Annotated in this window: 24 protein-coding genes and 8 tRNA genes; 12 read left to right on the plus strand and 20 right to left on the minus strand. The window is 38.5% G+C overall.

Annotated features, from left to right (window positions below; genetic code table 11):
* Window positions 1–53 precede the first annotated feature (53 nt).
* From I9192_RS18175 to I9192_RS18195, 5 genes are all read right to left on the minus strand, one after another.
* Window positions 54–233, minus strand: a complete 180-nt coding sequence (locus I9192_RS18175; protein WP_005033683.1) for an NF038215 family lipoprotein — start codon at window positions 231–233, stop codon at window positions 54–56.
* A 103-nt stretch (window positions 234–336) separates the two neighbouring features.
* A complete protein-coding gene (locus I9192_RS18180) occupies window positions 337–897 on the minus strand; it encodes a hypothetical protein (protein ID WP_005033685.1) in 561 nt (186 codons plus the stop codon).
* A gap of 58 nt (window positions 898–955) precedes the next feature.
* Window positions 956–1,717: a class I SAM-dependent methyltransferase gene (locus I9192_RS18185; RefSeq protein ID WP_005033686.1), complete on the minus strand. Its 762-nt coding sequence runs from the start codon at window positions 1,715–1,717 to the stop codon at window positions 956–958.
* 99 nt (window positions 1,718–1,816) lie between these two features.
* Entirely contained in the window at window positions 1,817–2,455 is a 639-nt protein-coding gene (locus tag I9192_RS18190) for a hypothetical protein (RefSeq protein ID WP_005033687.1), read from the minus strand.
* A gap of 70 nt (window positions 2,456–2,525) precedes the next feature.
* Window positions 2,526–3,197: a D-Ala-D-Ala carboxypeptidase family metallohydrolase gene (locus I9192_RS18195; RefSeq protein ID WP_228129520.1), complete on the minus strand. Its 672-nt coding sequence runs from the start codon at window positions 3,195–3,197 to the stop codon at window positions 2,526–2,528.
* Between the two features lie 205 nt (window positions 3,198–3,402).
* Between I9192_RS18195 and I9192_RS18200 the strand changes: the two genes are divergently transcribed.
* The 5 genes from I9192_RS18200 (at window position 3,403) to I9192_RS18220 (ending at window position 9,076) form a co-directional block, all read left to right on the plus strand.
* Window positions 3,403–3,951 carry a TetR/AcrR family transcriptional regulator gene (locus tag I9192_RS18200; RefSeq protein ID WP_005033691.1) on the plus strand — a complete coding sequence of 183 codons (549 nt, stop codon included), beginning with the start codon at window positions 3,403–3,405 and terminating at the stop codon, window positions 3,949–3,951.
* An 11-nt stretch (window positions 3,952–3,962) separates the two neighbouring features.
* Window positions 3,963–5,615, plus strand: coding sequence for an MFS transporter (locus I9192_RS18205; RefSeq protein ID WP_005033692.1), 1,653 nt, complete (start codon window positions 3,963–3,965; stop codon window positions 5,613–5,615).
* A 74-nt stretch (window positions 5,616–5,689) separates the two neighbouring features.
* Window positions 5,690–6,817, plus strand: a complete 1,128-nt coding sequence (locus I9192_RS18210) for an HlyD family secretion protein (RefSeq protein ID WP_005033693.1) — start codon at window positions 5,690–5,692, stop codon at window positions 6,815–6,817.
* A 115-nt stretch (window positions 6,818–6,932) separates the two neighbouring features.
* Window positions 6,933–7,802: a 1-aminocyclopropane-1-carboxylate deaminase/D-cysteine desulfhydrase gene (locus tag I9192_RS18215; RefSeq protein WP_010591011.1), complete on the plus strand. Its 870-nt coding sequence runs from the start codon at window positions 6,933–6,935 to the stop codon at window positions 7,800–7,802.
* 74 nt (window positions 7,803–7,876) lie between these two features.
* Complete coding sequence (locus I9192_RS18220) at window positions 7,877–9,076, plus strand: BaiN/RdsA family NAD(P)/FAD-dependent oxidoreductase (RefSeq protein WP_005033698.1); 1,200 nt, start codon at window positions 7,877–7,879, stop codon at window positions 9,074–9,076.
* A gap of 25 nt (window positions 9,077–9,101) precedes the next feature.
* On the opposite strand, the gene I9192_RS18225 is transcribed toward I9192_RS18220, so the two are convergent.
* The 3 genes from I9192_RS18225 to I9192_RS18235 all read right to left on the minus strand — a co-directional run bounded on the left by I9192_RS18225 (window position 9,102) and on the right by I9192_RS18235 (window position 11,275).
* Window positions 9,102–9,254 (minus strand): hypothetical protein, encoded by a 153-nt coding sequence (locus I9192_RS18225; RefSeq protein WP_004830121.1) that lies wholly within the window; start codon window positions 9,252–9,254, stop codon window positions 9,102–9,104.
* 151 nt (window positions 9,255–9,405) lie between these two features.
* The gene (locus I9192_RS18230; RefSeq protein ID WP_004830122.1) at window positions 9,406–9,570 is read right to left on the minus strand and encodes a hypothetical protein; all 165 of its coding nucleotides are present in this window, start codon (window positions 9,568–9,570) and stop codon (window positions 9,406–9,408) included.
* Window positions 9,571–9,652: 82 nt separating this feature from the next.
* Window positions 9,653–11,275, minus strand: coding sequence for a mechanosensitive ion channel (locus I9192_RS18235; protein WP_004830123.1), 1,623 nt, complete (start codon window positions 11,273–11,275; stop codon window positions 9,653–9,655).
* A 552-nt stretch (window positions 11,276–11,827) separates the two neighbouring features.
* Between I9192_RS18235 and I9192_RS18240 the strand changes: the two genes are divergently transcribed.
* Window positions 11,828–12,250 carry a hypothetical protein gene (locus tag I9192_RS18240; RefSeq protein ID WP_004830127.1) on the plus strand — a complete coding sequence of 141 codons (423 nt, stop codon included), beginning with the start codon at window positions 11,828–11,830 and terminating at the stop codon, window positions 12,248–12,250.
* Window positions 12,251–12,274: 24 nt separating this feature from the next.
* On the opposite strand, the gene I9192_RS18245 is transcribed toward I9192_RS18240, so the two are convergent.
* On the minus strand, window positions 12,275–12,730 hold the full coding sequence (locus I9192_RS18245) for an ABZJ_00895 family protein (RefSeq protein ID WP_005033702.1): 456 nt from the start codon (window positions 12,728–12,730) through the stop codon (window positions 12,275–12,277).
* Window positions 12,731–13,059: 329 nt separating this feature from the next.
* Window positions 13,060–14,274 carry a multidrug effflux MFS transporter gene (locus I9192_RS18250; protein ID WP_005033703.1) on the minus strand — a complete coding sequence of 405 codons (1,215 nt, stop codon included), beginning with the start codon at window positions 14,272–14,274 and terminating at the stop codon, window positions 13,060–13,062.
* 146 nt (window positions 14,275–14,420) lie between these two features.
* Here I9192_RS18250 and yccS point away from each other — a divergent pair, with 146 nt between their 5' ends.
* The 4 genes from yccS (at window position 14,421) to I9192_RS18270 (ending at window position 20,983) form a co-directional block, all read left to right on the plus strand.
* Complete coding sequence (gene yccS, locus I9192_RS18255; protein ID WP_200149979.1) at window positions 14,421–16,595, plus strand: YccS family putative transporter; 2,175 nt, start codon at window positions 14,421–14,423, stop codon at window positions 16,593–16,595.
* 99 nt (window positions 16,596–16,694) lie between these two features.
* Window positions 16,695–17,255: an SdpI family protein gene (locus I9192_RS18260; RefSeq protein WP_004830134.1), complete on the plus strand. Its 561-nt coding sequence runs from the start codon at window positions 16,695–16,697 to the stop codon at window positions 17,253–17,255.
* A gap of 166 nt (window positions 17,256–17,421) precedes the next feature.
* Entirely contained in the window at window positions 17,422–20,064 is a 2,643-nt protein-coding gene (locus I9192_RS18265; RefSeq protein ID WP_005033707.1) for a PepSY domain-containing protein, read from the plus strand.
* 133 nt (window positions 20,065–20,197) lie between these two features.
* On the plus strand, window positions 20,198–20,983 hold the full coding sequence (locus I9192_RS18270) for a YdcF family protein (RefSeq protein ID WP_005033709.1): 786 nt from the start codon (window positions 20,198–20,200) through the stop codon (window positions 20,981–20,983).
* 27 nt (window positions 20,984–21,010) lie between these two features.
* Here I9192_RS18270 and I9192_RS18275 read toward each other — a convergent pair whose 3' ends face one another.
* From I9192_RS18275 to I9192_RS18320, 10 genes are all read right to left on the minus strand, one after another.
* The gene (locus I9192_RS18275) at window positions 21,011–21,478 is read right to left on the minus strand and encodes a DUF2750 domain-containing protein (protein ID WP_009585222.1); all 468 of its coding nucleotides are present in this window, start codon (window positions 21,476–21,478) and stop codon (window positions 21,011–21,013) included.
* A gap of 77 nt (window positions 21,479–21,555) precedes the next feature.
* Window positions 21,556–21,631, minus strand: a tRNA-Val gene (locus I9192_RS18280).
* Between the two features lie 100 nt (window positions 21,632–21,731).
* Window positions 21,732–21,808 (minus strand) — tRNA-Asp (locus tag I9192_RS18285).
* An 8-nt stretch (window positions 21,809–21,816) separates the two neighbouring features.
* Window positions 21,817–21,892, minus strand: a tRNA-Val gene (locus tag I9192_RS18290).
* A gap of 115 nt (window positions 21,893–22,007) precedes the next feature.
* Window positions 22,008–22,084 (minus strand) — tRNA-Asp (locus I9192_RS18295).
* A gap of 8 nt (window positions 22,085–22,092) precedes the next feature.
* A tRNA-Val gene (locus I9192_RS18300) sits at window positions 22,093–22,168 on the minus strand.
* 75 nt (window positions 22,169–22,243) lie between these two features.
* Window positions 22,244–22,320: transfer RNA gene (locus tag I9192_RS18305), tRNA-Asp, on the minus strand.
* A gap of 42 nt (window positions 22,321–22,362) precedes the next feature.
* Window positions 22,363–22,439: transfer RNA gene (locus I9192_RS18310), tRNA-Asp, on the minus strand.
* A gap of 21 nt (window positions 22,440–22,460) precedes the next feature.
* Window positions 22,461–22,536, minus strand: a tRNA-Val gene (locus tag I9192_RS18315).
* 283 nt (window positions 22,537–22,819) lie between these two features.
* Entirely contained in the window at window positions 22,820–23,212 is a 393-nt protein-coding gene (locus I9192_RS18320; protein ID WP_004830140.1) for a YbaN family protein, read from the minus strand.
* Window positions 23,213–23,426: 214 nt separating this feature from the next.
* Here I9192_RS18320 and I9192_RS18325 point away from each other — a divergent pair, with 214 nt between their 5' ends.
* Together I9192_RS18325 and I9192_RS18330 are read left to right on the plus strand one after the other, a co-directional pair.
* The gene (locus I9192_RS18325) at window positions 23,427–24,272 is read left to right on the plus strand and encodes a DUF1853 family protein (RefSeq protein ID WP_005033711.1); all 846 of its coding nucleotides are present in this window, start codon (window positions 23,427–23,429) and stop codon (window positions 24,270–24,272) included.
* A 115-nt stretch (window positions 24,273–24,387) separates the two neighbouring features.
* Complete coding sequence (locus I9192_RS18330; protein ID WP_004830144.1) at window positions 24,388–24,528, plus strand: entericidin A/B family lipoprotein; 141 nt, start codon at window positions 24,388–24,390, stop codon at window positions 24,526–24,528.
* Window positions 24,529–24,571 lie beyond the last annotated feature (43 nt).

Below are 24,571 nucleotides of genomic sequence, written 5' to 3' on the forward strand. Positions count from 1 at the left end.
TCAACCCATAGATCAACTTTGATCTGTGGGTTGAATATTTTCAAAATACGCTTCTATGGTTGTATTTCGGTTGGTGTATCGCGAGCAGTTAAGCGGTAATCTTTTTCATATACTGGCATTCCTGCAATATGAATGGAGCGAACTTCAGTCTTGGTCGGTGTAGGAGGTTTTTTTTCACATCCAACTAACAACACCACCAATATTGCACTCAAACCCATGGATAGCTTTTTCATAGCATCTCCTCTACTTTTTGTTTTATTTATCCTTTGAGCATAACAGTTTTGATTAAAAATACAGCTTTTTTTTATTTCAAATGTTTTCTATTGGTCTAAAACTTTATTCTTTACAAGGGTGTTTCAAGTAAGCAGTGATTTCTTCAGCATTTTTATTGGCATAACGATAATTAAAACGTCCTTGTTCATCAAATTTCATATCACTAAAGTACTGCGAAGCATCCACCCATACAGATTCGGCTTGGGGATATTCATTAGGTTTTAATTGTATTTTATTAAGTGCTGTCGAGCGAAACATTTTCTGAAAAATAATTGTAGGTGCATCTTTGAACTCAAATCGAGCAATACACCCCGACTTTTCATCTACCGCAACAACATCATTCAAGGCTTGAACTACACCATCTTTGGAGATAAACAAACTATGATGAAGATTGAAGGTATACCCATAACTTAAATGCAAAAAATCGTTGGTCTGATGTTCAAAATTTAAACCTCGTTCCCAATCCACAACCAAAGGTAGTCTGTAATCATCACCTTCATACAGCACAAAATCACAATGCTTATTGGCATCCTCATCACATGATTCTTGAATAACAGAAAACTGCCCAATGTTTGCCACAGTACGTTTAAATGTTTCAGCATGACTATTTACTGTGTAAAACATCAGGCTCAATATTATGATTAAACATCTTTTCATTGTTATTTTTGACATGGTGTATAAATCAAATTTTACTCAATACCAAATATACCGCTTCACTGGTGAATGTGCCATCCTTCTGAATTTGGTAATATTTGCGTACATGATCTGATATTGTAGATTGCAAATAGCGAATCGTGCTGATGCCATCTTCAGGTGTTTGCATCCGCTCTACCCAACTACGAAAATTTAACGCTAAACTTTGTTTCTCAATGATTTCGACTTTAAAGCCTGCCTGTTCCACAAAAGCCATCCATTCAGATAAATTATAGTTTCGGACATGGCTTGGATCTCGAATCATTTCAATGGTTTGAATAAAGGTATCTAAGACAGGATTGGAGTTACCAATAATATCAAACATGATCACTTTGCCATTCACACGCAATACTCGGTAAATTTCATGGAGTGCCTGCGTGATATTTTGCCAATGATGTGCAGAATAACGACTAATCACACAATCGAAATGCTCTGCAGGAAAATCCAATTTTTCTGCTGCACCAACCTGTCCAACCACATGATCAAATCCCTTTTGTTGAGATTGCGTGGTCACAAGATTGACCATTTCGGGGGTAATATCATAAGCAATTACTTGCTCTACAATGGGTGCAACTTGATAGCTCACATGCCCACCACCACAACCTAAATCCAAGACTCGCTTAAAGTCATGCTGTTGGATTAAGTTTTGCATTTTTGCAAACTCGTCCCCCTGAGCATGTACAGCACTATTTAAATAAGCTTCTGATTTAGTTTGATATTGTTTTTGATTGACTTGATGTTGAGTGACCATAATAGATTCCTTTTGGTTGAATAAATCTACAATAGTCAACTTAATTCAAAAATAAAAATGATGCTTTTTAATAAAATTAATAACTTTATTTTATTAACCCTAACTCATAATGACCCGATAATCGGACTGACATGGGTTTTGAATAATGACATCTTGCATGCCCATTTCACCTTCAATTTTAATATTATAATTAAAAGAAAAATTGCCATTATCATTAAAATTTGCAGTGGTTGGATAACTGAATTGTTTGAATTGAGGCACTTTATTGTTGAGCACTAAACGGACTCGAAAATCAGGAACACTATAAAAAACCAAGGAATTTGGCATATTTTTTAAATTTGATTCATAGGTGACAAAACAGCTCTGTGAGGCATTCATAGCAAGAAAACTACCATAATCTTTTTGCTGGTTTTTATCATTCACCACCATAAGGTTATGATCACCACCCGTTGCTCCCATCAGAAAACCCATTAAGTTGGAATTAAACTGATAAACATGTGCGGTTTTACTCCATTGTTCTAGTAATACCTTGCGCTTGCCTTTAGCATCATACAGTACATAATCACAGATATAATTGTCCTTAGCACATGATTCTGCTTTAATTTTTACCTTTCCTGCATGTCCCAAAATCTGATCTTGTTCAGTATCTACTTCGACAGCGGCATTACTCTGTGCAAAAATCAAACCACTGGTTAAGACACTGATTACAAATAAACAATTCTTTATTATTCTTGACATATCACTTTCCTAAAGTCCAAGCATTTTTAAATATAAACACATTCATGATGCTTGATTTTAAAATACTATTCTAATTTTTTAAACATACTGAACTTTTCGATTTATAGTCTTTCCCCCAAGTTCGATAGCCTTGGGTATCAATATGGTAGCGGTTATTCCCATACACCCCTAGCCCCATTTTATAATTTTTGCCTTCCACTTTCCAAAAATGACACATTTTTTTAATCAATAATTCGCGATCTTTTTCAACCGTTTCTTTAGGAGACAATACGTGAAAATCTACCGCATAATTACTTAAATGCTTGCTCTTCCCTGCACCGCCAACACACTTATTTAATTCAGGTGCACGATAGATCGCTGTGATGGTATAGGTTTTAAAATATCCATTACGATTTAACTTTTCCACCAGTTGTAAACTACTCACCACGTTTTTCCAATTAGCTTTGGGAGGAACAGCAAAACGTTTGGGATAGCATTGTTCAGGCATATAGTTTCGAGTCGTGGTAAGTTCCATTAAGCTTGGCGGATGTTTTAGATACTGCGATATAAATTGATAATAATCTGCCAATAAATGAGGGTCTTGTTGAGCCTTCCAAACTTTGAATTGTTGTTCAATTTGTTGTTCTGATGTTTTTTTTGAAGACGATGAATGTTCAGCATTTTTTTCAGATGGTGTACAGCCATTCAAAGCCACCCAACTGATACAGCTCATAATGATGAATATTAATTTAGAATTTTTCACAATGACAGCACACGTATTGTTTTATTTTAAAAAATAAATAAATAAAAACTTGGATTTTGACTAGTTATGATTTGAATCACAAAGATATTCTAACCAATCCCATCCACAATAAGCGCTGACTTTACAAAAAATCACACAGATAATGATTTACAACGGACAAAAATGTCCGTTAAATATCACTATAAAATTAACTCTCTCTATCGCTATGCGTAAACGCCAACAACAGGCAGCAAAAAATCGTGAGGATTTACTCGATGCTGCTCTCACAATTTTCCGCAAACAAGGGATACGTGCGCCTCTACAGTTAGTGATTGATCAGGCTGGAGTAGGCAGAGCCACTTTCTATCGTAACTTTCAGGATCGTCGAGAACTGGTGGTTGCGTTAATGGAACAAGCTCTGACTCGCTTAGATGAACGGGCAAAAAGTTTTTCCGAATATCCAGACGGTCTGATTCGTTTGATTCGTAATCATGTTGAGAATTTACCTTATCTGACCGCCTTAATGGAATATTGGCGTGTGATAGATCGTAATGATCCAGTGATGGTGGATATCTACCAACGGCGAGATGCAATTTTACAACCGTTGATTGACCAAGCAATTGCACATCAAATTTGCCGTCCTGATCTCACCCCAAAAGACTATGCACTGATTACAGGAATTTTACGTGCCTCATTTCAAGGTCTCACTGATGAGGAACAGGTGCAACTTGCCACAAGAGCTGTTGATTTGCTGATTGATGGTATCAAGGCGTAATTGGGACTGCTATGGATAAATCACCACGTATACTTGAACCTGCACCCGATTGGACGCCTGAAGAACGTCCAACCTTACCCGGTTCGCCTGCTGTTATTGCACATCCAACCTATAAAAAACTGATTTATTTTTTTATTGGCTTATTTGTGGCAATTTCAGGAAGTTTAAGTAATGGATTTATTACCGCAAACCTCCCCCTGATTCAAGGTGAATATTCGCTCACTCCGTCAGAAGCTGCATGGATTCCTGCGGCTTATGTCATGGCAAATATCAGTTCCAACATGATTTTGTTTAAAGCAAGACAACAATATGGTCTACGGCTTTTTTCCGAAATCGGATTGGTCTTGTTTATCTGCGTTTTGGTTTTACATATTTTTGTTCATACGTTTGAAATGGCACTGTTTGTTCGTGTCATCAGTGGTCTGGCTGCAGCCCCACTCAGCTCACTGGGTATGTACTACATTATGCAAGCCTTTCGACGGGAAAATTTCGGACGTGGAATCTATCTTGCACTGGGCTTCCAACAGTTGGGCATTCCACTGGCTTGGATCATTTCTCCATCACTGGTCGATGTCAATGACTGGGTGGTGTTATATACCTTTGAGCTGGGTTTGGCGATCTGTTGTTTGGCGATGGTGGTCTCTTTAAAACTGCCGCGTAGTTTAAGAATTGAAGTATTTGAAAAGCAAGATTTTTTGACCTTTGCCCTATTAGCCCCAGGATTTGCCCTACTCTGTATCGTACTTAGCCAAGGTCCTATTCTTTGGTGGTTTGAAGTTAAATGGTTGGGTTATGCTCTCATTGCAGGATTTAGCCTAATTATTATTGGGCTGACCTATGAACATTACCGGGTTAATCCATTGATTATTACCCGTTGGCTGGGTTCAGCAAGCACATTAAAATTTGTTTTTGGTGCATTGGCAATTCGTTTACTGATGTCAGAGCAAAGCTATGCTGCTGTGAATTTCTTAAAGACCATGGGCATGGGTCCAGATCAGTTCGTTACACTATATAGCGTGATTTTTTTAGGAATTGCTTCGGGGACTATTTTTAGTGCATTGACCTTTAAACGAGAACGAATTTCATGGCATCTGGTCGGTGCTGTGATTTTGGTCCTGATCGCTTGTGCTTTGGATTATCACCTGACCAGTGATGTGCGACCAGAAAACTTCTATCGTAGTCAGTTTATCGTGGGTTTTGCCAGTGGTATGTTTATTGGTCCTTTATTATTGACAGGATTTATCAGTGTCTTACAAAAAGGTCCAACGCATATGGTTACTTTTGTGGTGCTATTCTCAGCAACACAAAGTTTTGGTGGCTTAATTGGAAATTCGTTCTTTTCAACCTATCAACAATTGCGTACACAAAATTATCGTGCAGAAATTGTCAGTGATTTATCGCCAACAGACCCTTTAGTTGCACAGCGCCTTGCTTTGTATCAGCAATCTGCCAATAAATATACAATTGATCAAGCATTAGAACAGAATCAAGCTTATCGTAACCTTAACCAGATTGTGACACGTGAAGCTCAGGTACGTGCGTATAATGATGTGATTGCATTAAATGGAATATTTGCCATTTTACTGTTGATTTGGAGTAGTTTTAATATTACTTGGACACGTTACCAACTCAAAAAACAGCAACAAGCCCTCAATAGCAGTTAGACAACGCTCATGATTTTTATCAACTCAATACCCCATGACGTCATTCTATGCATTAAAAATATTTGAGAACTCTTATGTCACAAGATCAAAAACCAACTGAACCAGCAACGCCAGCACCTGCACAGCAGGCATCCGCAGCAGCTGTAACGCCACCGCCATCAAGTAAATTAATTCCTACCGCCAAAAGAACCTTATTGATTATGTTTTTGGTGTTGTTGGTCGGGATCGCGGTAATTATGCGTGCTTGGAAAATTGGTCCATTTGACAGTGCAATAGAGTCAACTGATAACAGCTATATCAAGGGTAAAACGACTGTTCTATCTTCGCAAATTAATGGTTATATCAAAGATGTCTTGGTCACTGACTTCGATCACGTTAAAAAAGGTCAGGCATTGATGCATATTGATACCACCACTTATGATCAAAAAGTTACTCAGGCTGAAGCAGGTGTTGACCAAGCCAATACAACTTTAGCCAATCAAAGCCAAGCGATTGAACAGCGCAAAGCTGATATTGTTGCGGCACAAGCCAAAGTGGAACAAGCCAAAGCAAGCTATGAGCTATCTACAGCACAACTTCGTCGTTATCAACAATTAGGCAACAGTGGTGCGACCTCTAAAACCGAACAGGACAAAGCCGCAGCAGATGTAAAAAACAATTTGGCATTATTAAAGCAGGCTGAGGCAAACGTTTTAGTCGCTCAAGAAGCCTTAAAAACAGCACAAGTTGCTGAATCAGGGCTCAAAGCACAAGTGACCAATGCCAAAGCACAATTTGACCAAGCCGTTACGACTAAAGACTATAGTGTAATTTCAGCGCCAATGGATGGGCAGTTAGGTGAAGTTACACCTCGTGTCGGACAATATGTTTCAGCAGGAACACAGTTAATGTATCTGATTCCACAACAAACATGGGTGATTGCCAACTTTAAAGAAACTCAAATCGCGGATATGCGTATTGGACAGAAGGCAAGCTTTACGGTGGATGCAATGAAGCATCAAAAATTTACTGGGCACGTTGAACAAATTTCACCTGCTGCTGGTGCTGAATTTAGCGTATTGAAACCTGACAATACCACTGGAAACTTTACCAAAGTTGTACAGCGTATTTCAGTCAGGATTGCGATTGATCCAAATCAAAAAGGTCTAGAGTTTTTACGCCCGGGAATGTCTGTAGTGACTTCTGTTGATACACGATCGTAGTGAATAGAGATAACTAAATAGCGTTTTACCAAGTATGTTTACTCAATTCTTTATTCCACTGGGCAGATTTGAGTAAACTAACGTGTAAATACACTTTCCTGTACTTAAGATGACGATGTTTGATCCTATTGCCCAAACAATTTCTGACCAGCACTTAAACTTAGCTTGTTCTGTGCAACTCACGGTCAGACGTCTTGATCAAATTCACCCCAATATTTCTGGCAATAAGTTTTTTAAACTTAAATATAATTTCGTTGAAGCTCAACGCCTTGGCTTTAAAAAAATTCTGACTTTTGGTGGTGCATACTCTAATCATATTGCCGCCACAGCTTATGCAGCACAATTATTTGGCTTTAAAAGTATTGGAATCATTCGTGGTGAGGAATTAGCGAGTAAAACATATAATCCTACCCTCATGCTTGCTCAAAAAATGGGCATGGATTTTAAATTTGTTTCACGTGAAAATTACAAGCTAAAGCAAGATCCTGAATTTAATCAGCAACTCCAAGTTGAGTATCCCGATACCTATATTATTCCTGAAGGCGGTACAAATGCTTTGGCAATACAAGGTTGTCAGGAGATTTTAAAGCCTCAAGACGGTACTCAATATGATGTGATTTGCTGTGCTGTCGGTACAGGCGGAACAATTGCAGGCATTATTGAGCGCAGCGCGCCTGAACAACATATTCTCGGCTTCTCAGCTTTAAAAGGAGATTTTCTTAAACAAGAGATCCAACAGTGGACCCAGCGAACTAATTGGTCACTTACCGATGCATATTGTTGTGGTGGTTATGCCAAAACAACACCAGAATTACTCAGATTCATTCATCATTTTGAGCAAGAGTATCAATTACCATTGGAACATATTTATACAGGTAAAATGTTCTATGGGATATTTGATCTGATCTCTAAAGGCTATTTTGTCGAAAACAGCAGAATTCTGTTGATTCATACTGGCGGTTTACAAGGGCGTCTCACAATATAATACACTAACAATTGTTCTGAAAAATTGCCTAAATTTGTCTATAATCCCCTGCTTGTCATTTTCATGAGTGTGTTATGTCTTCGAACCAATACGATGTGGTAGTCCTTGGTGCAGGTGCTTCAGGGTTAATGCTTGCAGCCAAAGCTGCTGCACGTGGGCGTAAAGTCTTGGTCGTAGAGAAAGCTAATAAAGTCGGTAAAAAAATCCTCATGTCTGGTGGTGGAAAGTGTAATTTCACCAACCTTTATGTCGAACCTGACAATTTTATTTCACATAATCCGCATTTTGTTATTTCTGCCCTTAGTCGTTATACCAATTGGGATTTTATTGGTCTGGTTTGTGAATACGGTATCGACTATGAAGAACGTAAACACGGACAACTATTTACCCTGAATGGCGCCAAAGAAATTTTAGCCATGCTACTCAAGGAATGTGAAAAAACTCATTTGGTTGACATCAAAACCAGTTGTGAAGTCAAAGCGGTAACGTGTAGTGCGGAAGATCATTTTCAGGTTGCAACCAATATAGGCTATTTTCAAGCTGAGTCTGTTGTGGTTGCTTCAGGTGGTTTATCTATACCCACTTTAGGAGGCTCAGGGATTGGCTATGAAATTGCTAAACAGTTTGGTCATCACATCTTTCCAACACGCGCTGGCTTAGTCCCCTTTACATTCTCAGATCAATTTAAAGAAGTGACCACACGTCTGAGTGGTAATGCGGTTGAAGCAACACTTTCCAACGATCTCAATAGTTTTACTGAAGCACTGTTGTTTACCCATCGTGGTTTAAGTGGTCCAAGTTCATTACAACTGTCCAACTACTGGAATGCAGGGCAGACTTTTAATATCGATTTTTTACCAAGTCTCGGATTGTTTGATTTCTTCAAGGCAAAAAAACAAACTCAGCCTAAAGTTTTGCTGAGAACATTATTGACTGAACACTTACCAAAAAGTGTGGTGATTGAATTACAAAATCTGGTTTGGTCAACATGGGCAGAAACAGCCATCGGACAACTCAGTGATGAAAAGCTTGAGCACATTGCCAAGCAATTACATCAATTCGAGGTCAAACCTTCGGGTACAGAAGGTTATCGAACAGCTGAGGTGACTTTAGGTGGGGTAGATACTACTGAGGTTTCTTCCAAAACCATGGAAAGTAAAAAGCAAAAAGGTTTGTTTTTTATTGGTGAAGTCCTAGATGTCACTGGGCATCTCGGTGGGTTTAATTTTCAATGGGCATGGGCTTCAGCACATGCCGCATCTGAATATGTTTAATCCATCCTCACTCAAATTTATCCAATTATTCTAAATAGTCGGTTTTAAACAAAATAAGTTGATTTTGGATTTGCTGTTTTTGAGTCACACGTTGAATCGCCAAATCCATACTATTTTGTCGGTCTTTTTTAGCAAATAAAGACTGATGAATTTTTTGTACAAAATGGATTATTTTCATTTCTATTTCCTTTAAAAATGACTTTTATTCAGCTCGATTGGTGTTTTACTTGTTGCATATGAATGATTTAAATTTAGACAATAAATCAGCCGATGTCTATCTCTTTTCAAGAAAAAACATCATATAAACAACTTCACACATGCCTAATCAATCACGATTGGGATTTATTTTGAGATTCATCTTGTTTTTCAACATAATCCGCTTGTTGCTTCTTCGGTTTTGCAAAAACAAATTTATATGCACTTGCTAAAAAACCAACCGTAATACCTGCGATCACAATTGGAGCAATAAAATTATTTGGCTTTTTCTTGGACATCTCAATCTCCCTTATTTTTTGACCTTAGAATAAAAAATCGATCAAGCTTTAATCCTGATCGATCTTTGTAAGGATTTACATGTTAATTCGGGTCATCTTTATCCTCTTTAAATGAATCGGTTAAAGATTTATATTCATTTTCGATCGTAGGTGTATCCGCTGTAACTTGACTAGAGTCTGTTGCCGGAGTGACAACGGAATCTGTATTTTTTTGATTTAGAGGATTCGGTTGATTTGCTTGTTGTTTTGCTTTGTCAATCAAATCTGTTAAAACACGTTCAGCAGGTTGACGACCACCTAAACCGAATGCCAAAGCAAATGCTACAGCCACAGAACCTAAGGTTAAGCCAAATGCAAGATTGACAATAGAGTCTGCGATACCCATGGCTTTTAGGCCCATTGCAATCACTAAGCCCATGATCAATACACGAACAAGATTTCCTAACCATCGCGAGCTGTTATATTCTCCACGTTGTACAACATTTGCCACGATATTGGCCAACCAGAAACCAATAACCAATATCACTGCACCCAAGAGAATATTCGCACCAAAGTGAATGAACATCGAGATCAGACCACTGACCTGCTCAAAACCAAGTCGATTCGCAGCTTCTGAAACTGCAAACAACATAGTAAAGAACACGATTAAATATCCAATGATGCAAGAAACTTTAGTTTCACCTAAAAAACGTTGCACATCTAATTTAGCAGGAATTGAATCTACACCTGTTCCTGCAACAACTTCAGCAACCAAACGCCCTACAAAACGAGACACCACATAGGCAACGATTAAAATTAATCCCGCTGCAATAATATGTGGAATCGCATACATAATTTCACCGAGCATCATTGTTGCAGGTTGTGAAATTGCCTGTATACCTAAAGCTTCAAATGCCACGATTAAAGCAGTAATCATGACCACAGCAAAAACAAATGAACCTAAAAACTTAGATAAGCCCTGATCTGAGTTTTTAAATAGCCCCACTTTTTCAGCTTGGCTTTGTAAATTTAAGCTACTGATTAAGCCCTCTACGATCCCACGCACAATTTTTGCCAAAATATAACCGACAAAAACAATTACACCTGCAATGAAAATATTAGGTAAATAAGAGATGGCTTCATTCAACATAGATTGAACAGGAACCAATAATCCTTGTAAGCCTAAAATCGACAGAACAATCGGCAGGAACAACAACAAAATCAACCAGTAAACAATATCAGCAATGTTATGACTGATTGGGCTAACACCCACATCTGCACTTAGCTTTTCATCAAGTTGAGTACGATCCAAAGCTTTTTTTAGCCCAACCTTGACGAGGTTTGCTACAATCCAACCAATGAATCCTATTGCTACAGCAGCCAATAGTTGCGGGATAAACAATAAGAATTGTTGAATCATCAAACTGAATGGGCTACTCACACTGTTCAAATTCAGTACATTGAGCGCGCCAATGACAGCAATGACCATGACCACCCAGAAAATAATTCTGGAAAGGATACTTTCGATGTTTGAACGATGCCCTGTGGCAGAAGATAATTTCGAATTTGTTCCCAGTTTCTCTAGGATTTTTCTAAAACCTGCTGCGACAATTAATGCAATAATCCATCCGACAATCAGGATAGCTACAGCGGCTAAAATTGGGTGAAATTGATTCCAATAATACATGGCATCAAAATTCCCCTGAGTGTGTAAAATTTCATTCATTTTTATTCCCTCAAGTCATAGATTTATAACAATTTGAGTGTGCTCAAATGACTCCAAGCATCATTCTTATTTTCAACAGAAAGCGTGATGAACTACTCTTTTACTTTATAATTTGCTTATATAACGATCAATTTTTACTGCATAAATACAACAAAACAAAGCATAAATACTAAGCAGAATCAAAAAACCCTAGCTTGCTGACTAGGGTTTCTGCTTAATGTATAGTTTAAATTATTGATAAGTTTTAAATTAGAGCCAATCGGCCGCCATATAAATAAGCAATGATACGAGAAATAATCCCACAAGAATAAGCATATAAATTGGTAGGCGATTCTTATGTGTAATCTCTTCATTACTGGTTACGTAAGATGGTTTATTGAAATCGTGTCTCATGACATCCACCTCCATCAACTTGATGTATTTTTATACTATCAGTCTATTCATCAACTTTGTGTAAAATATTTTAAGTAAAAGTAAATTTTAATCTAAAGCGGTAAGAGACAGATAAATGGGCTATAATATATACCCCCATTTTTGTTGACTATTGTATATATGGCATATCAACGACAAAGTGTCGCACTCGATTTAGACACCGATGTCACTCATCAATGCTTCTTACATACATCTAGAGATGATCATTTAATCGGAATCATTGAGTTTAGTAAGCCTAGCTATATTTTAAAGTGGGGAGATCTGGAATATTTCCGTAGACGTACTGATGAATTTTCAGTAATGCCCTTCCCCGAATGTATCAATGCCATGATCATTGACATTCGTAATATCAACTCCTTTCTTGACAATGAAGTTCCTATTATTCCTTGGCGCTTACTCGAAGAAGACTGTCCAATACGTCTCGTCGTGCCTCAAGATCGTTTAGAACATTATGCTGGTATTTTTGAACCCACTTGGCTGACCACTGATATTGAAGTCGCGATTCAGGAGTTACGTGAATTTATGGATATGTTTGTGCATTGATCTTTAGCTAGCACACCAGCAAACCTAATTTTCATTCTCAAACATTTTTGCCGCCATTCGTTTTGCTTGCGTTCCATAAAACCAATAAGTAATTAAAAAGAGAGGAACGGCAAGCAAAAGAAGCATAATAAGTATCGTGCTCAAAAATCGGATATTTTGCATATAGGCAATGAATGATTGCCAAATTTCAGGGTCGTTGCGAGAAAAAAACCAGACGCCCGTGAAAACGCCCAATATATTATAACTCCAGAAAATGAGCGTAAAACCTAAGGTTAAATTTCTACGTTCTTGATCGGTTGGTGCTCGACGTTGTTGTTTTAGAAAACGATACAATACAATAATCATGGCAAGTAAATAAGGTAGCGCAGTGAACACACCTGCAATCTCATTGGGTAAAATTGCCGCCAATATGCCAGCAATCATTGTTAACACTAAACAAAGTAGAAAAAACCATAAAAAATATTTATTTAAAGAGACCATAGTGTCAACTTAAATTGCAATGAGACCGACATTATAAAATTTTTTAAATTTTTTTTCATTTTCTTGTCAACCAATCAGAAACTGTTGTCGTTATATAAGTATAAGGTCTGCAGCAACCAAGTTTATTGCACGGCATCCGCAGTTAAATTTGGAGACCTTAACTCCCCCAGAGAGACTAAAAACTTATGCTTCTTCAAGATTTAGAATAGCAGCCTGAATCTTTATAAACGAAGTATTTTGGCCGACGATTTACTCATCACTCGAATCGTCGGCTTTTGTTTTTTTACATTTGACCTTTTCTATGTCTTGTGTAAAAAATGGCGTGGAATTTATGAAAGTTGTTTGAGCTTAAGTTGTTGCGATACTTTTAAAATTGCCAAGAATCCTGCGACAGTAAAAGCCAACATCAATATCCCCATATTGAATAAGTGATTCCAAACTAAAAAGTTCAACACCACACCACCCAATAAACCACAAGCAAACTGCATACTGCCCATAATTGCACTGGCTGTACCTGCTCTTGAACCTTGTTCTGACATTGCAAGTGCCATCGCATTAGGTCCTGTAAAACCGATCCCTGAAACAGTCAAGAATAAACCCAGCATAACAACCACTAACGGCGCGTGAGACATTAAACCCGCTCCCACAATAATTAATGCACCTGCAACCTGAATCAATCCCCCCATGGTTAAACGGCGGATCACTGAAAAACGATTGGCTAAACGTTTATTGATTGAGGACAGTAAAATAATACCAAAAGCATTAAAACCAAAAGCAATTGCGAACTGTTGTTGTGTTAAATGATAGCCATCCATCAATACCGCTGCTGCGGAGCTGATATAACAAAATAGCGCAGCCCCTGTAAAACAACCTGCCATCATTGGAAAGCGAAAACTTCGATCTTTAAAAATAGCAGCATATAAAATAAAAACCTGACTAAAATTCAGTTGAAGTCTACGTGATGGCGCTAAAGTTTCTTTAAATAAGAAATGAACACAGGCTAAGCAGATCAAACCAATTAAAAATAAAGCAACAAATACTGTTTGCCAGTGAAAGAAATACAGAATTGCAGCACCTATAGATGGCGCAAGAATAGGCGCGATTCCCATCACAATCATCATGCTGGCAAAAGCTTGAGCAGAACCTTGAACATCTAAACGATCTCGAATGGCTGCACGTGCCATGACCACACCTACACAACCGCCCAAAGCCTGTAAAATTCGCGCAGCAATCAATGACCAATGATCAGGAGCTAAAACGCATAATAAGCTGGCAAAAGCGAATAAGGTCATACCAAAGTAAAGTGGCTTTTTACGACCTATGCGGTCGCTGATTGGACCATAGATCAATTGTCCTACAGCCAAACCCAAGAAATACGCAGGTAAAGTATTGGCAACTTGCTGGGTGGTGACATTAAAATCTTGCGCCATTTGTGGGAGTGCTGGCAAATACATATCGATAGATAAAGGACCTAACGAGGTAAATAGTGCCAAAAGCATAATCCAACCTGTTGAATACTGTTGACCAGCGTTTTTTTCAGACATAGATCGTTTATAATTTCATACTAAATATTGCGAACAAGTTTACACTGTCCATTGTAAGATGTGTCACAAAGATAAGTGAAAAATCACCTCAGCAATAAAACAAGCACCCCAGCAATAACACCGTATCGATTGAATAAGGATTTCCTTTGAACACATGGCTGTTAAAACTACGAAAAGCCACCTATAACACAAGTTTCATGTATAACTTGAGGATGGTCATCGCCTTTACAGGCACTGCTTTTGTCCCTTATTTATTGGGTCAGCAGTTGATGACCATTCCATTGACCTTGGGTGTGGTTGCCGCAGGTCTGAGTGATATTGATGACCGCTTTTCAGTGCGGATCATGAATTTGATTTATACCTATATTGGATTCTTTATCACCGCTGCCTCAGTGAGTTTGTTATTCCCTTATCCTGTACTTTTTGCTTTAGGTTTAATTGTTTCTTGTATCGGATGGATTTTATTGGGTTCTTTGGGACGACGCTATGCCACCATTTCTTATGGTTGCTTGGTCGTTTCAGTTTATTCTATGCTTGGCGTTCATCTTTTTGAGCATTGGTATATCCAACCTAGTCTGTTAGTGATTGGGGCGATTTGGTACGGTCTCATTTCCACCATCAGTTTTTTGCTCTTCCCAGTACGTCAGGTTCAAGACAAGCTGTCCCAATGTTTTTCATCATTGGGGAATTTTCTTTTTTCCAAATCTAACTTATTTGATGTCGATATGACAGCGACCAGTTACCAAGACAGCATGATTAGCCTGTCCATGGAGAATGGTCAGCTGATTAGCATTTTTAACGATATGCGCACAGCACTACTCACCCGTCTCAAAGGCGACCGTGGGCAACGTGATACACGGCGTAGCTTGCAATATTACTTTGTAGCGCAAGATATACATGAGCGTGCGGATTCAGCACACATTGATTATCAAAAACTGGCAAAAATGTTTGAACATAGTGATGTTTTATTTCGCTTTCAACGTATTTTGGCACTACAAGGCAAAGCATGTAAGGATTTAAGTGATAGCATTTTACATCGGACCACATACCAACATAACGCCCGCTTTGAATATGCCTTTAAAAATTTAAAACAGTCGTTAAATAAGCTCAGAAAAGAAGAACACTATGACCTCATTTGGATCAACTCATTATTTGCACTTTATCAAAACTTAAAATCCATCGATGCCCAATTACAGAACTTAGAGACTGAACGTCATATTAAATATGATCAAAATAAAAATGTTGAACAACAACTGAAAGATGATGATTTAAAAGGCTGGGATGATATTGTTATCCGCATTAAACAAAATTTAACCCCAGAATCGGTCTTGTTTAGACATGCGATTCGGGTTTCTGTGGTTTTATTTATCGGTTACGTTTTTGTGCAATTGACCAATATTCAATATGGTTATTGGATCTTATTAACAGCACTCTTTGTCAGCCAACCAAATTTCAATGCCACCAAACGCCGCCTAAGATTACGTATTGTGGGGACACTCGGTGGCATTATTTTAGGTTATGCCATCTTATTCTTTGTACCTTCCATCGAAGGGCAACTGTTGTTGCTTGTGATAAGTGGTGTGTTATTTTTCGACCTCCGCAGTAAACAATACGCACAAGCTACAGCGTTCATTACCATCATGGCACTGATCAACTTTAACTTAGATGGGTTGGGCTTTGAAGCAGCTCTACCTCGTATGATTGATACGGTAATTGGGTGTGCCTTGGCATGGTTTGGCGTGAGTTTTATTTTTCCAGATTGGAGATTCCGTCGTTTGCCAAGAACCATTCAACGTTCTCTGGAAGCGCAAAGTAATTATTTGGCTGATGTTGTTACTCAATATCATCAGGGACGTAACAACAGTTTGAACTATCGAATTGTTCGTCGAGCAGCCCACAATACAGATGCTGAAGTTGCATCATTGATTTCAACTTTAGCAACGGAACCAGATTTTGACCAAAGTCAAAAAACATTGGCTTTTGAGTTTTTATGCTTAAATCATACTTTCCTTAGTTACATCGCTGCATTGGGTGCACATCGTGAAAAAATCCAGGATCAGCAAGTTTTAAATCTACTGGATCAAGCTTTGGATGATATCCGTGGTGCCTTGTTACGGGATGAAATGCCTGATTTAACAGCACATAATATGCTGCAAGCGATTCGTACCCGTTTGGGGCAGTCAGAAGCAGATGACTCTAAGTCATTGATTATTCTTCAACAACTTTCATTAATGTTTAGTATCCTCAAACAATTGAGTAGCCTCAAACAAAATTTAAGCCATGCCCGTGACGATCAATCTACAGAATTAGCTTCTTTATAAAAGAGCGTAAAATTTGCCTAGATATTTGGTACAATAGGCGCACTAAATCTTGGGATTTAGTGCTAAACTCTGACTAGATTTACATACATTACTGACACTATGACTGCCAAGAATATTTACGCTTATACCTTACAACCAGTTCCATACGAAGTATCGGAAGCCGAACAACGTAGTGCTCAACTTGCGATTTGGCGCAGTACCAATAAAATTGGGACTAAAGCTTGGGCAATCATGGGTGTCGCTGTTGTCCTTTCCATCTTGGGTATTGCGTTAATTAAAAACTACTCGACCATTATTTTTTGGGTTATTCTTGCCTGTGTGGCGATTTATCTCTTAGTGCGCAAATTTGGGCTTGAATGGTATGTAAAACGTAAGATGAATGAGTTTCCAGTTCAAGAAATCAAAGGTGTCAAACTCGGTGTACAGCCAAGCGGTATCGTAATGCGTCAGCAAATGGGCGTACAAGAAGGTGTCGGTACGATTGGCTGGAAAGATGTTTATGAATGGTATAACACACCAGAATTTTTACTTGTGAATTTTAAAGTAAAAGGTCAGCAAGGTGCGTATATTTTACCTAAGCGTATGGACAGCAAAAATTTTCCATTCGAGACTTTACGCAAACATCTTAAAGAATCAGTTGGTGAAGCAAAAACACTGTAAACAGTAAAGACTTCACAAAACCTCCATCGTTGGAGGTTTTTTTACATTTATGATGACTATTTTAATAAAAATGATAATGAGAATAAATATTATCTGCAAAATTCATTATCTCTCCAAGATATTCAGCTATAATCTGTAATCAAACAATTCTTCCCTTTCCATCACCATGTTTAAAAAGACTTTTTTCCAAATACACTGGTTTTTAGGCATTACAGCGGGCTTGATCCTTTCGATTATGGGGGTTACTGGTGCAATCTATTCTTATGAACAACCGATTCAAAGATGGTTAAATCCAGACAGTTTTACTGTAAAAGTTGAAAATCATGCAAAGTTAACTCCTGCTGAAATTTATCAACATTTTCAAGTTCAAAATCCTGAAATGAAGATTAACAGTATCACTGTCGCCAAAGCACCTGAAGAAGCGTCAAATATTAATATTGTTAAAGAAGGTGCACGTAGAGGGTATACCATGATGGTTAACCCCTATACAGCAGAAATCTTGCCTGAAGTTAAAGGCAAAGATTTTTTCCAATTTATCCAGCAACTTCACCGTAATCTCACTGTAGGCGAAGTCGGCAAACAGATTACAGGTGCAAGTACATTGATGCTGATCTTCTTTGTACTCAGTGGCTTATATCTTCGCTGGCCAAAAAAACATTCTTTCAAACAATGGTTTGCAATAAAGCCTAAACTCAAAGGTCGTAATTTCCTTTGGGATTTGCATGCAGTGGTTGGAACTTGGGTTGTTATTTTCTATTTACTTCTAGCATGTACAGGGTTGTATTGGTCATATGACTGGTGGCGTGACGGGATGTTCAAGGTGATGGGCGTTGAAAGACCTCAACCCGAAATGCAAGCACCTCGCATGGGTGAAGGCAAAGGGCGCCAAAGCAATACCGCAGACCCGCAACCAACACGCACACCGTCCAATCTTTCAGCACAAGGACGTGATCAACATCCGCGTGGTGGTCATCGAGAAGCAAATGAAGGGCTAAAACCTGAACAGATTCAACAAGTCCTAATACAAACATGGAATGGTTTTAATTCACAAATCAAACGTGATTATTCGACCCTAACAATTTCGATTCCTAAAAAAGCTGATGGTAAGGTCGAACTGACATTTGTTGATGCAATTCCTCAACACGAGCGCGCACGAAACAAAGCGATTTATGATTATCAAAAAGCTCAAATTGAAAAAGTTGATTTATATGAAGTTAAACCGCTGAATGAAAAAATCATGAGCAGTATGTTACCTGTTCATCGCGGTAGCTTTTTTGGTCCAGTGTTCCAATTCATCATTATGCTTGCCGCATTGGCAATGCCGTTGTTCTTTATCACGGGATGGATGTTGTACTTAAAACGTCGTAAACAAAAGAAATTAACCCTTGCGGCAAAACAATCTGGCTCAGCAATTCAAATTGATCCGGATGCAACTCCGTGGTTGATTGTTTATGCTTCACAGACAGGTGTATCTGAACAATTGGCATGGCGTACTTCTATCAGTCTACAAGAAGCACATCAACCCACTACAGTAAAATCTGCTCAACAGCTTTCTGAAGAAGATTTAAAACAAGCAAAACAAGTTTTATGGATTGCCAGCACTTATGGTACTGGTGAAGCACCTGATTTAGCATCACATTTTGAGAAGAAGTTAATGAGTAAATCATTAGATCTGTCTCATCTCAAATATGCCGTTTTAGCCTTAGGCTCGCAAGACTATCCTGAAACTTACTGTAGTTTTGGTCATCATATAGATCACTGGTTAAAACAATCTGGCGCACAGCAATTATTTACGACCATCGAAGTGAATAATGGCAGCAATAGCGATATTCAACAATGGAATAAAGCTTTAATTCAAGCCACCAAACTTGACCTGCAAACCATGTCGATTGATAAAGTGTTTGATCAATGGCATTTGAGCAAACGAGAATTACTCAATCCAGAGAGCTTGGGCGCACCAGCTTTCAACATTGAACTTCATGCCTGTCATGAAACAGTCTGGCAAGCCGGTGATATTGCAGAAATACAAACTGGAAATAGCCTTGAACGTATTCAACAATTTTTAGATAAATACCAAATTAATCCAGATACAGCTGTCGATTCACATGAGCAACAATCGATTAAAAATATCCTTTGGAATCGGGACTTAACTGTCGAAGTTGAGCCTTTTGCCAATATGGAGCATTTACTTGAGCAGTTGCCTACCCTGCCTACTCGTGAGTACTCCATTGCCAGTATTCCAAGTCAGCAGGTATTACGTTTAGTGGTTCGTCAACAACGTGATGCTCAAGGTGAACTTGGTTTAGGTTCAGGCTGGTTGACCTCACACTTAAAATTGCGTGACAAAGTTGCGTTAAGAATTCGCAATAATGATTCATTCCATCTAATCACGGATAATCGCCCGATTATCTGTATTGGAAATGGAACAGGGATTGCAGGTTTAATGAGTTTAATCCATGCCCGTGTTCGCTTGGATTATACGGAAAACTGGTTAATTTTTGGTGAACGTCAGCAAGCACATGATTTCTTCTTCAAAGAGACTATTCAAGCTTGGCAAAATACAGCAATGCTACAACGAATCGACTTGGCTTTTTCCCGTGATCAAGCAGAAAAAGTCTATGTTCACCATAAACTGCGTGATCATGCTGATGAAGTTCGGAAATGGATTGCCAATGATGCCGTGATCTATGTTTGCGGAAGCATTGAAGGTATGGCAAGCGATGTTGATCAAGCTTTGATTGATATTCTAGGGCAAGATACAGTTGAACAATTACGCCTAGATGGACGTTATCGACGTGATGTTTACTAAGCTACTTATAGCATCTAAGCAGTTCTAAATAAGTCCATCAAACCGAGCAAAATTGCTCGGTTTGTTTTTCACTAACCTCAATTGCTATAGATCGTTTACAATGTGCGCTGGATGACATTATTTATCACAGACCATGAACAAAAATAAATTATTGCGTTTAAGCCTATTCATTATCGGCTTATTATTATTTCTTGATGGCTTTATTTTGCTACTGTATAAAAAAATTCATTTAGGCACTCTCTTACCCTTATTGATTGGTTTGGGTTTTATCTGCACCGCCATATGGGGAAAGGTAATCCAACAATATCTGGCACATCACAGCAAACTTAAAAAACTCTGGCGTTTAGGCTGGTCTGTGTTTGGAATTTGGTTGATCAGTCTCATTGGCTTTTTTGGCTATATCCATTTTAAAACACAACAAAATCATGCTGAGAATGGTTTAGATGCAATCATTGTTTTAGGTAGTGGAATAACACAAGGTAAAGCGTCACCTACACTCGCCAAGCGCTTAGATCGTGCAGGGAATATTGCACAACAACAACCACAAACATCGATTATTGTAAGTGGTGGGAAAGATTTTGGTGAGATTAAAACTGAGGCTGAAATTATGTCCAACTACTTAGAGGAAAATTATAAGATTCAACCCCATAGAATTCTTCAAGAAAATAAAAGTACCAGTACAGATTTAAACCTCAAGAACAGCCAAGCTATTTTGCAGCAGCATGATTTGTCTTTAAATTCAAAAATTGCAATTGTCACCAGTGATTTCCATACACTACGAGCAGCAGCGATTGCAAAAAAACAAGGTTATCGCAACTTCATCACGATTGGAGCCGAAACACCCTTGAGTACTCGATATAACGCATGGTTAAGAGAATATTTTGCATATATCAGCGGTTGGGTACTTGGAGAGTATTAAATTAAATACAACTCTATTCACCATCTATCAAGGATGTATCCGAATCTTGCGTGGTAAAGGGATTCGGGTTTGATCTCGAAAAAGCTCAGGTTGAGCTATGTAAAGCTGATATAAATAACTTTTTATGTCCAACAAGAACTTACGTCCTGACACCAAAATATTCTGCCCTTCAGGGGTTAAATTGATTGACAGCAAAGTATCATTTTGTTGAATAAAAGGAATCATTTGCTCGATAAAAGAAATAAAATTGACTTCCTGAACATCGAAACGGCTCCAGTTGTCTTTGACCAATAATTGCGCCAGACTCTTACTGTGCCATACCGCTACAGCTTGTTGTCCTGTAGGAGTTGCACATAAAGCCCAACCTTCATCATAAAGTGCAAAAACTTTAGCATCAGACACTATTTTTTCGATAAATGCCTTATATTGATCTGTCGCTTGAGCAGTATTTTTCTGTACCGAAGACGCAGCCTTGCGTTGATATGGATTTCGCATAAGATACTTATTTTTAAAATAATTATATAGATATTCTACACAAAATTTTAAAATAAATAAATAGAAGAAAGAAAACTTGGTGGGCGCTGACGGGATCGAACCGCCGACATTCTGCTTGTAAGGCAGACGCTCTACCAACTGAGCTAAGCGCCCTGAGGAGAATAAACAATGTTGCACTGCTTAAACTAAATGAGATGTAAAAAGAACAATCATTTTACATTTGAATATCTTAATCTCAGGATATCAAGATAAATGGCGCAGCGGACGGGACTCGAACCCGCGACCCTCGGCGTGACAGGCCGATATTCTAACCAACTGAACTACCGCTGCACTGTATATGGTGGGCGCTGACGGGATCGAACCGCCGACATTCTGCTTGTAAGGCAGACGCTCTACCAACTGAGCTAAGCGCCCTGAGTGAGGATCAACAGAGATCACCCTGTTTAAACTTTAAAAATGATGCATGGAACAAACGAAAACGTTATATCTAAACATCTCCACTTATCTTCACCTCAGGAATCAAGATAAATGGCGCAGCGGACGGGACTCGAACCCGCGACCCTCGGCGTGACAGGCCGATATTCTAACCAACTGAACTACCGCTGCGTTTTATATGGTGGGCGCTGACGGGATCGAACCGCCGACATTCTGCTTGTAAGGCAGACGCTCTACCAACTGAGCTAAGCGCCCTAAACGAGTCAATAAATAAAAATCTATCTAGACTCTAATTAGGTTATTACACCTGTTCACAATTTTTCTGTAAAGTGGCGCAGCGGACGGGACTCGAACCCGCGACCCTCGGCGTGACAGGCCGATATTCTAACCAACTGAACTACCGCTGCACTTCAACATATTATTGCGATACAAACGATTCTTGAATTTAATGGCGCAGCGGACGGGACTCGAACCCGCGACCCTCGGCGTGACAGGCCGATATTCTAACCAACTGAACTACCGCTGCACTAAATTCAACGTTAAAGCTTGGTGGGCGCTGACGGGATCGAACCGCCGACATTCTGCTTGTAAGGCAGACGCTCTACCAACTGAGCTAAGCGCCCTAACGACTTCATCGTTTGTGAGGTGCATTATAGAGAATCTTTACTGTGTGTCAAACGCTTTTCTCTATGTTTTAAGTATTTTAGGCGTGAGTGATTAAAAAATAGATCATTTTAATTTAATTTATTCTTTTTTGTTTATTATTTATCTATTTATCAAATATCCATTCAACAGCTATTATTGTCTTTCATTCGTAGGTTAAGTGATATTTCCAGTATTACAGCTTTATTGTATGACGACTTTAAAACTCTTTTAGAGGATTGGGCATATTTAAAATCTACCCAATCACTGCTGGTCCTGCTGCTTCCCCGTTAAAACAGAACGAGGTTCAGGACGTAACCACAACCAGACTGCGACAATAAACATCGTGAGATCAGTGAAAATTTTGACGGCCAAAGGTGCATTGGTAAAGAGCATGATAATGCCACTGATCAACATCATGATACTGGCAATCCATTTCGCTTTACGTGGCACAGTACCATTCTCTCGCCATGCTCGAAGTGTTGCACCATATTTAGGATGATTCATTAACCATGCATCAACTTGAGGCCAACCTTTTGAGGCTGCCCATGCAGCTAAAATAAGAAAAACTGTGGTTGGCATTCCAGGTAATAATGCGCCAATAAATCCAAGCACAATAAATAACACCACCAATGTTCGCCAAAACAAAATTTTCATAGCTTCACTCAATCTACGCACAACCCAGTATAACGTTCAAATGATATACGCTGTATATTTTCAAACGACACTGCTCATTTTATTTTAGAATCATGTTGTTCATTATTTCCGATACTCAACAAATTAAACTTGCATCTCGATAAGCTTCTTTGCTTGAATCACCACATTATGCTCTCTTTATTTAATCCTAAGTTTCAACCTGAAATGTGATGCAATGACAGATTATTTTGAACCCTGGTTGAAATATCAACATCCGATTGTCCGTCAATTGGCTTTTTGCATTGCCAGTCCAAATATTATTCAAGCACTCCCTGATGAATTGCAGATTCACCATCATTTTGAATTACATAATACTGAGTTTTGGCAACAACAATTTCTCGCCTATCAAACACGTTTAGATGAATTGGACCAAAATCCAACAACATTAATTGAGTTTGTTCAACAACTCAAAAGTACGCGTTTAGGTTTACGTTTTGAATATTTGTTCTGGTTTTGGTTACAAGATGAAGCCAATCCACATTACCAACTGATTCAACATAGTATTCAAATCATTGAGGGAAAACATACAAAAGGAGAAATTGATTTTTTGGTGTTAAATCGTCTAACCCAACAAATTGAGCATTGGGAAGTTGCTTTAAAATACTATTTAGGTGAAGCAGATTTACATTTAGCACGTTGGTATGGCTTAAATCGTAGTGATACTTTATTTCGTAAATTAAATCATTTCTCTGAAAAACAATTTCAATTTAGCCAAGTTTTAGATCGAAACATCGAAAAAAAATGGGCTGTACTCAAAGGACAATTGTATATCCCCTATTTTAGACACACCGCCCCACTCCCTTCATGGATTAATCAACAACGTAGATTGGGACAATGGGGACAGCACATTGAACAAGGTTTATATCGCTTACAGCGACATGAATGGATTTGTCCAGATTTGAAACAAAGTTCAACAACTGCTAAATGGTGGTGCAATGGCTTGTACCATGACCATCATACCCAGCAATTTTATATGTATCGCCAAGCACCTTTATTGTCTTCTCTTGACACAAAGACTTAATTATTCACGTTTTTCATACAGTGCTTTACGAATCCACTCATAAAAGCATAACGATATATTTCAAATAATTTCGTATAGTATAAATGTAATTAACGCGTGAAACACGGAGATAGTAATGAAAAAAATTTTAGCAGTTTCAATGTTATTCGCTTTTGTTTTGTCTGGCTGTAACACTTTTAAAGGTGTTGGTAAGGATGTGTCTAAAGCGGGGGATGCGGTTACGAATTCTGCAGAAAAAGTTGAAAATAAGATGTAATTCACAACCACCAAAATTTGATTTTTGGAAAGCCTTATCTGCC

It is taken from the genome of Acinetobacter bereziniae (assembly GCF_016576965.1).
Classification (GTDB): domain Bacteria; phylum Pseudomonadota; class Gammaproteobacteria; order Pseudomonadales; family Moraxellaceae; genus Acinetobacter; species Acinetobacter bereziniae.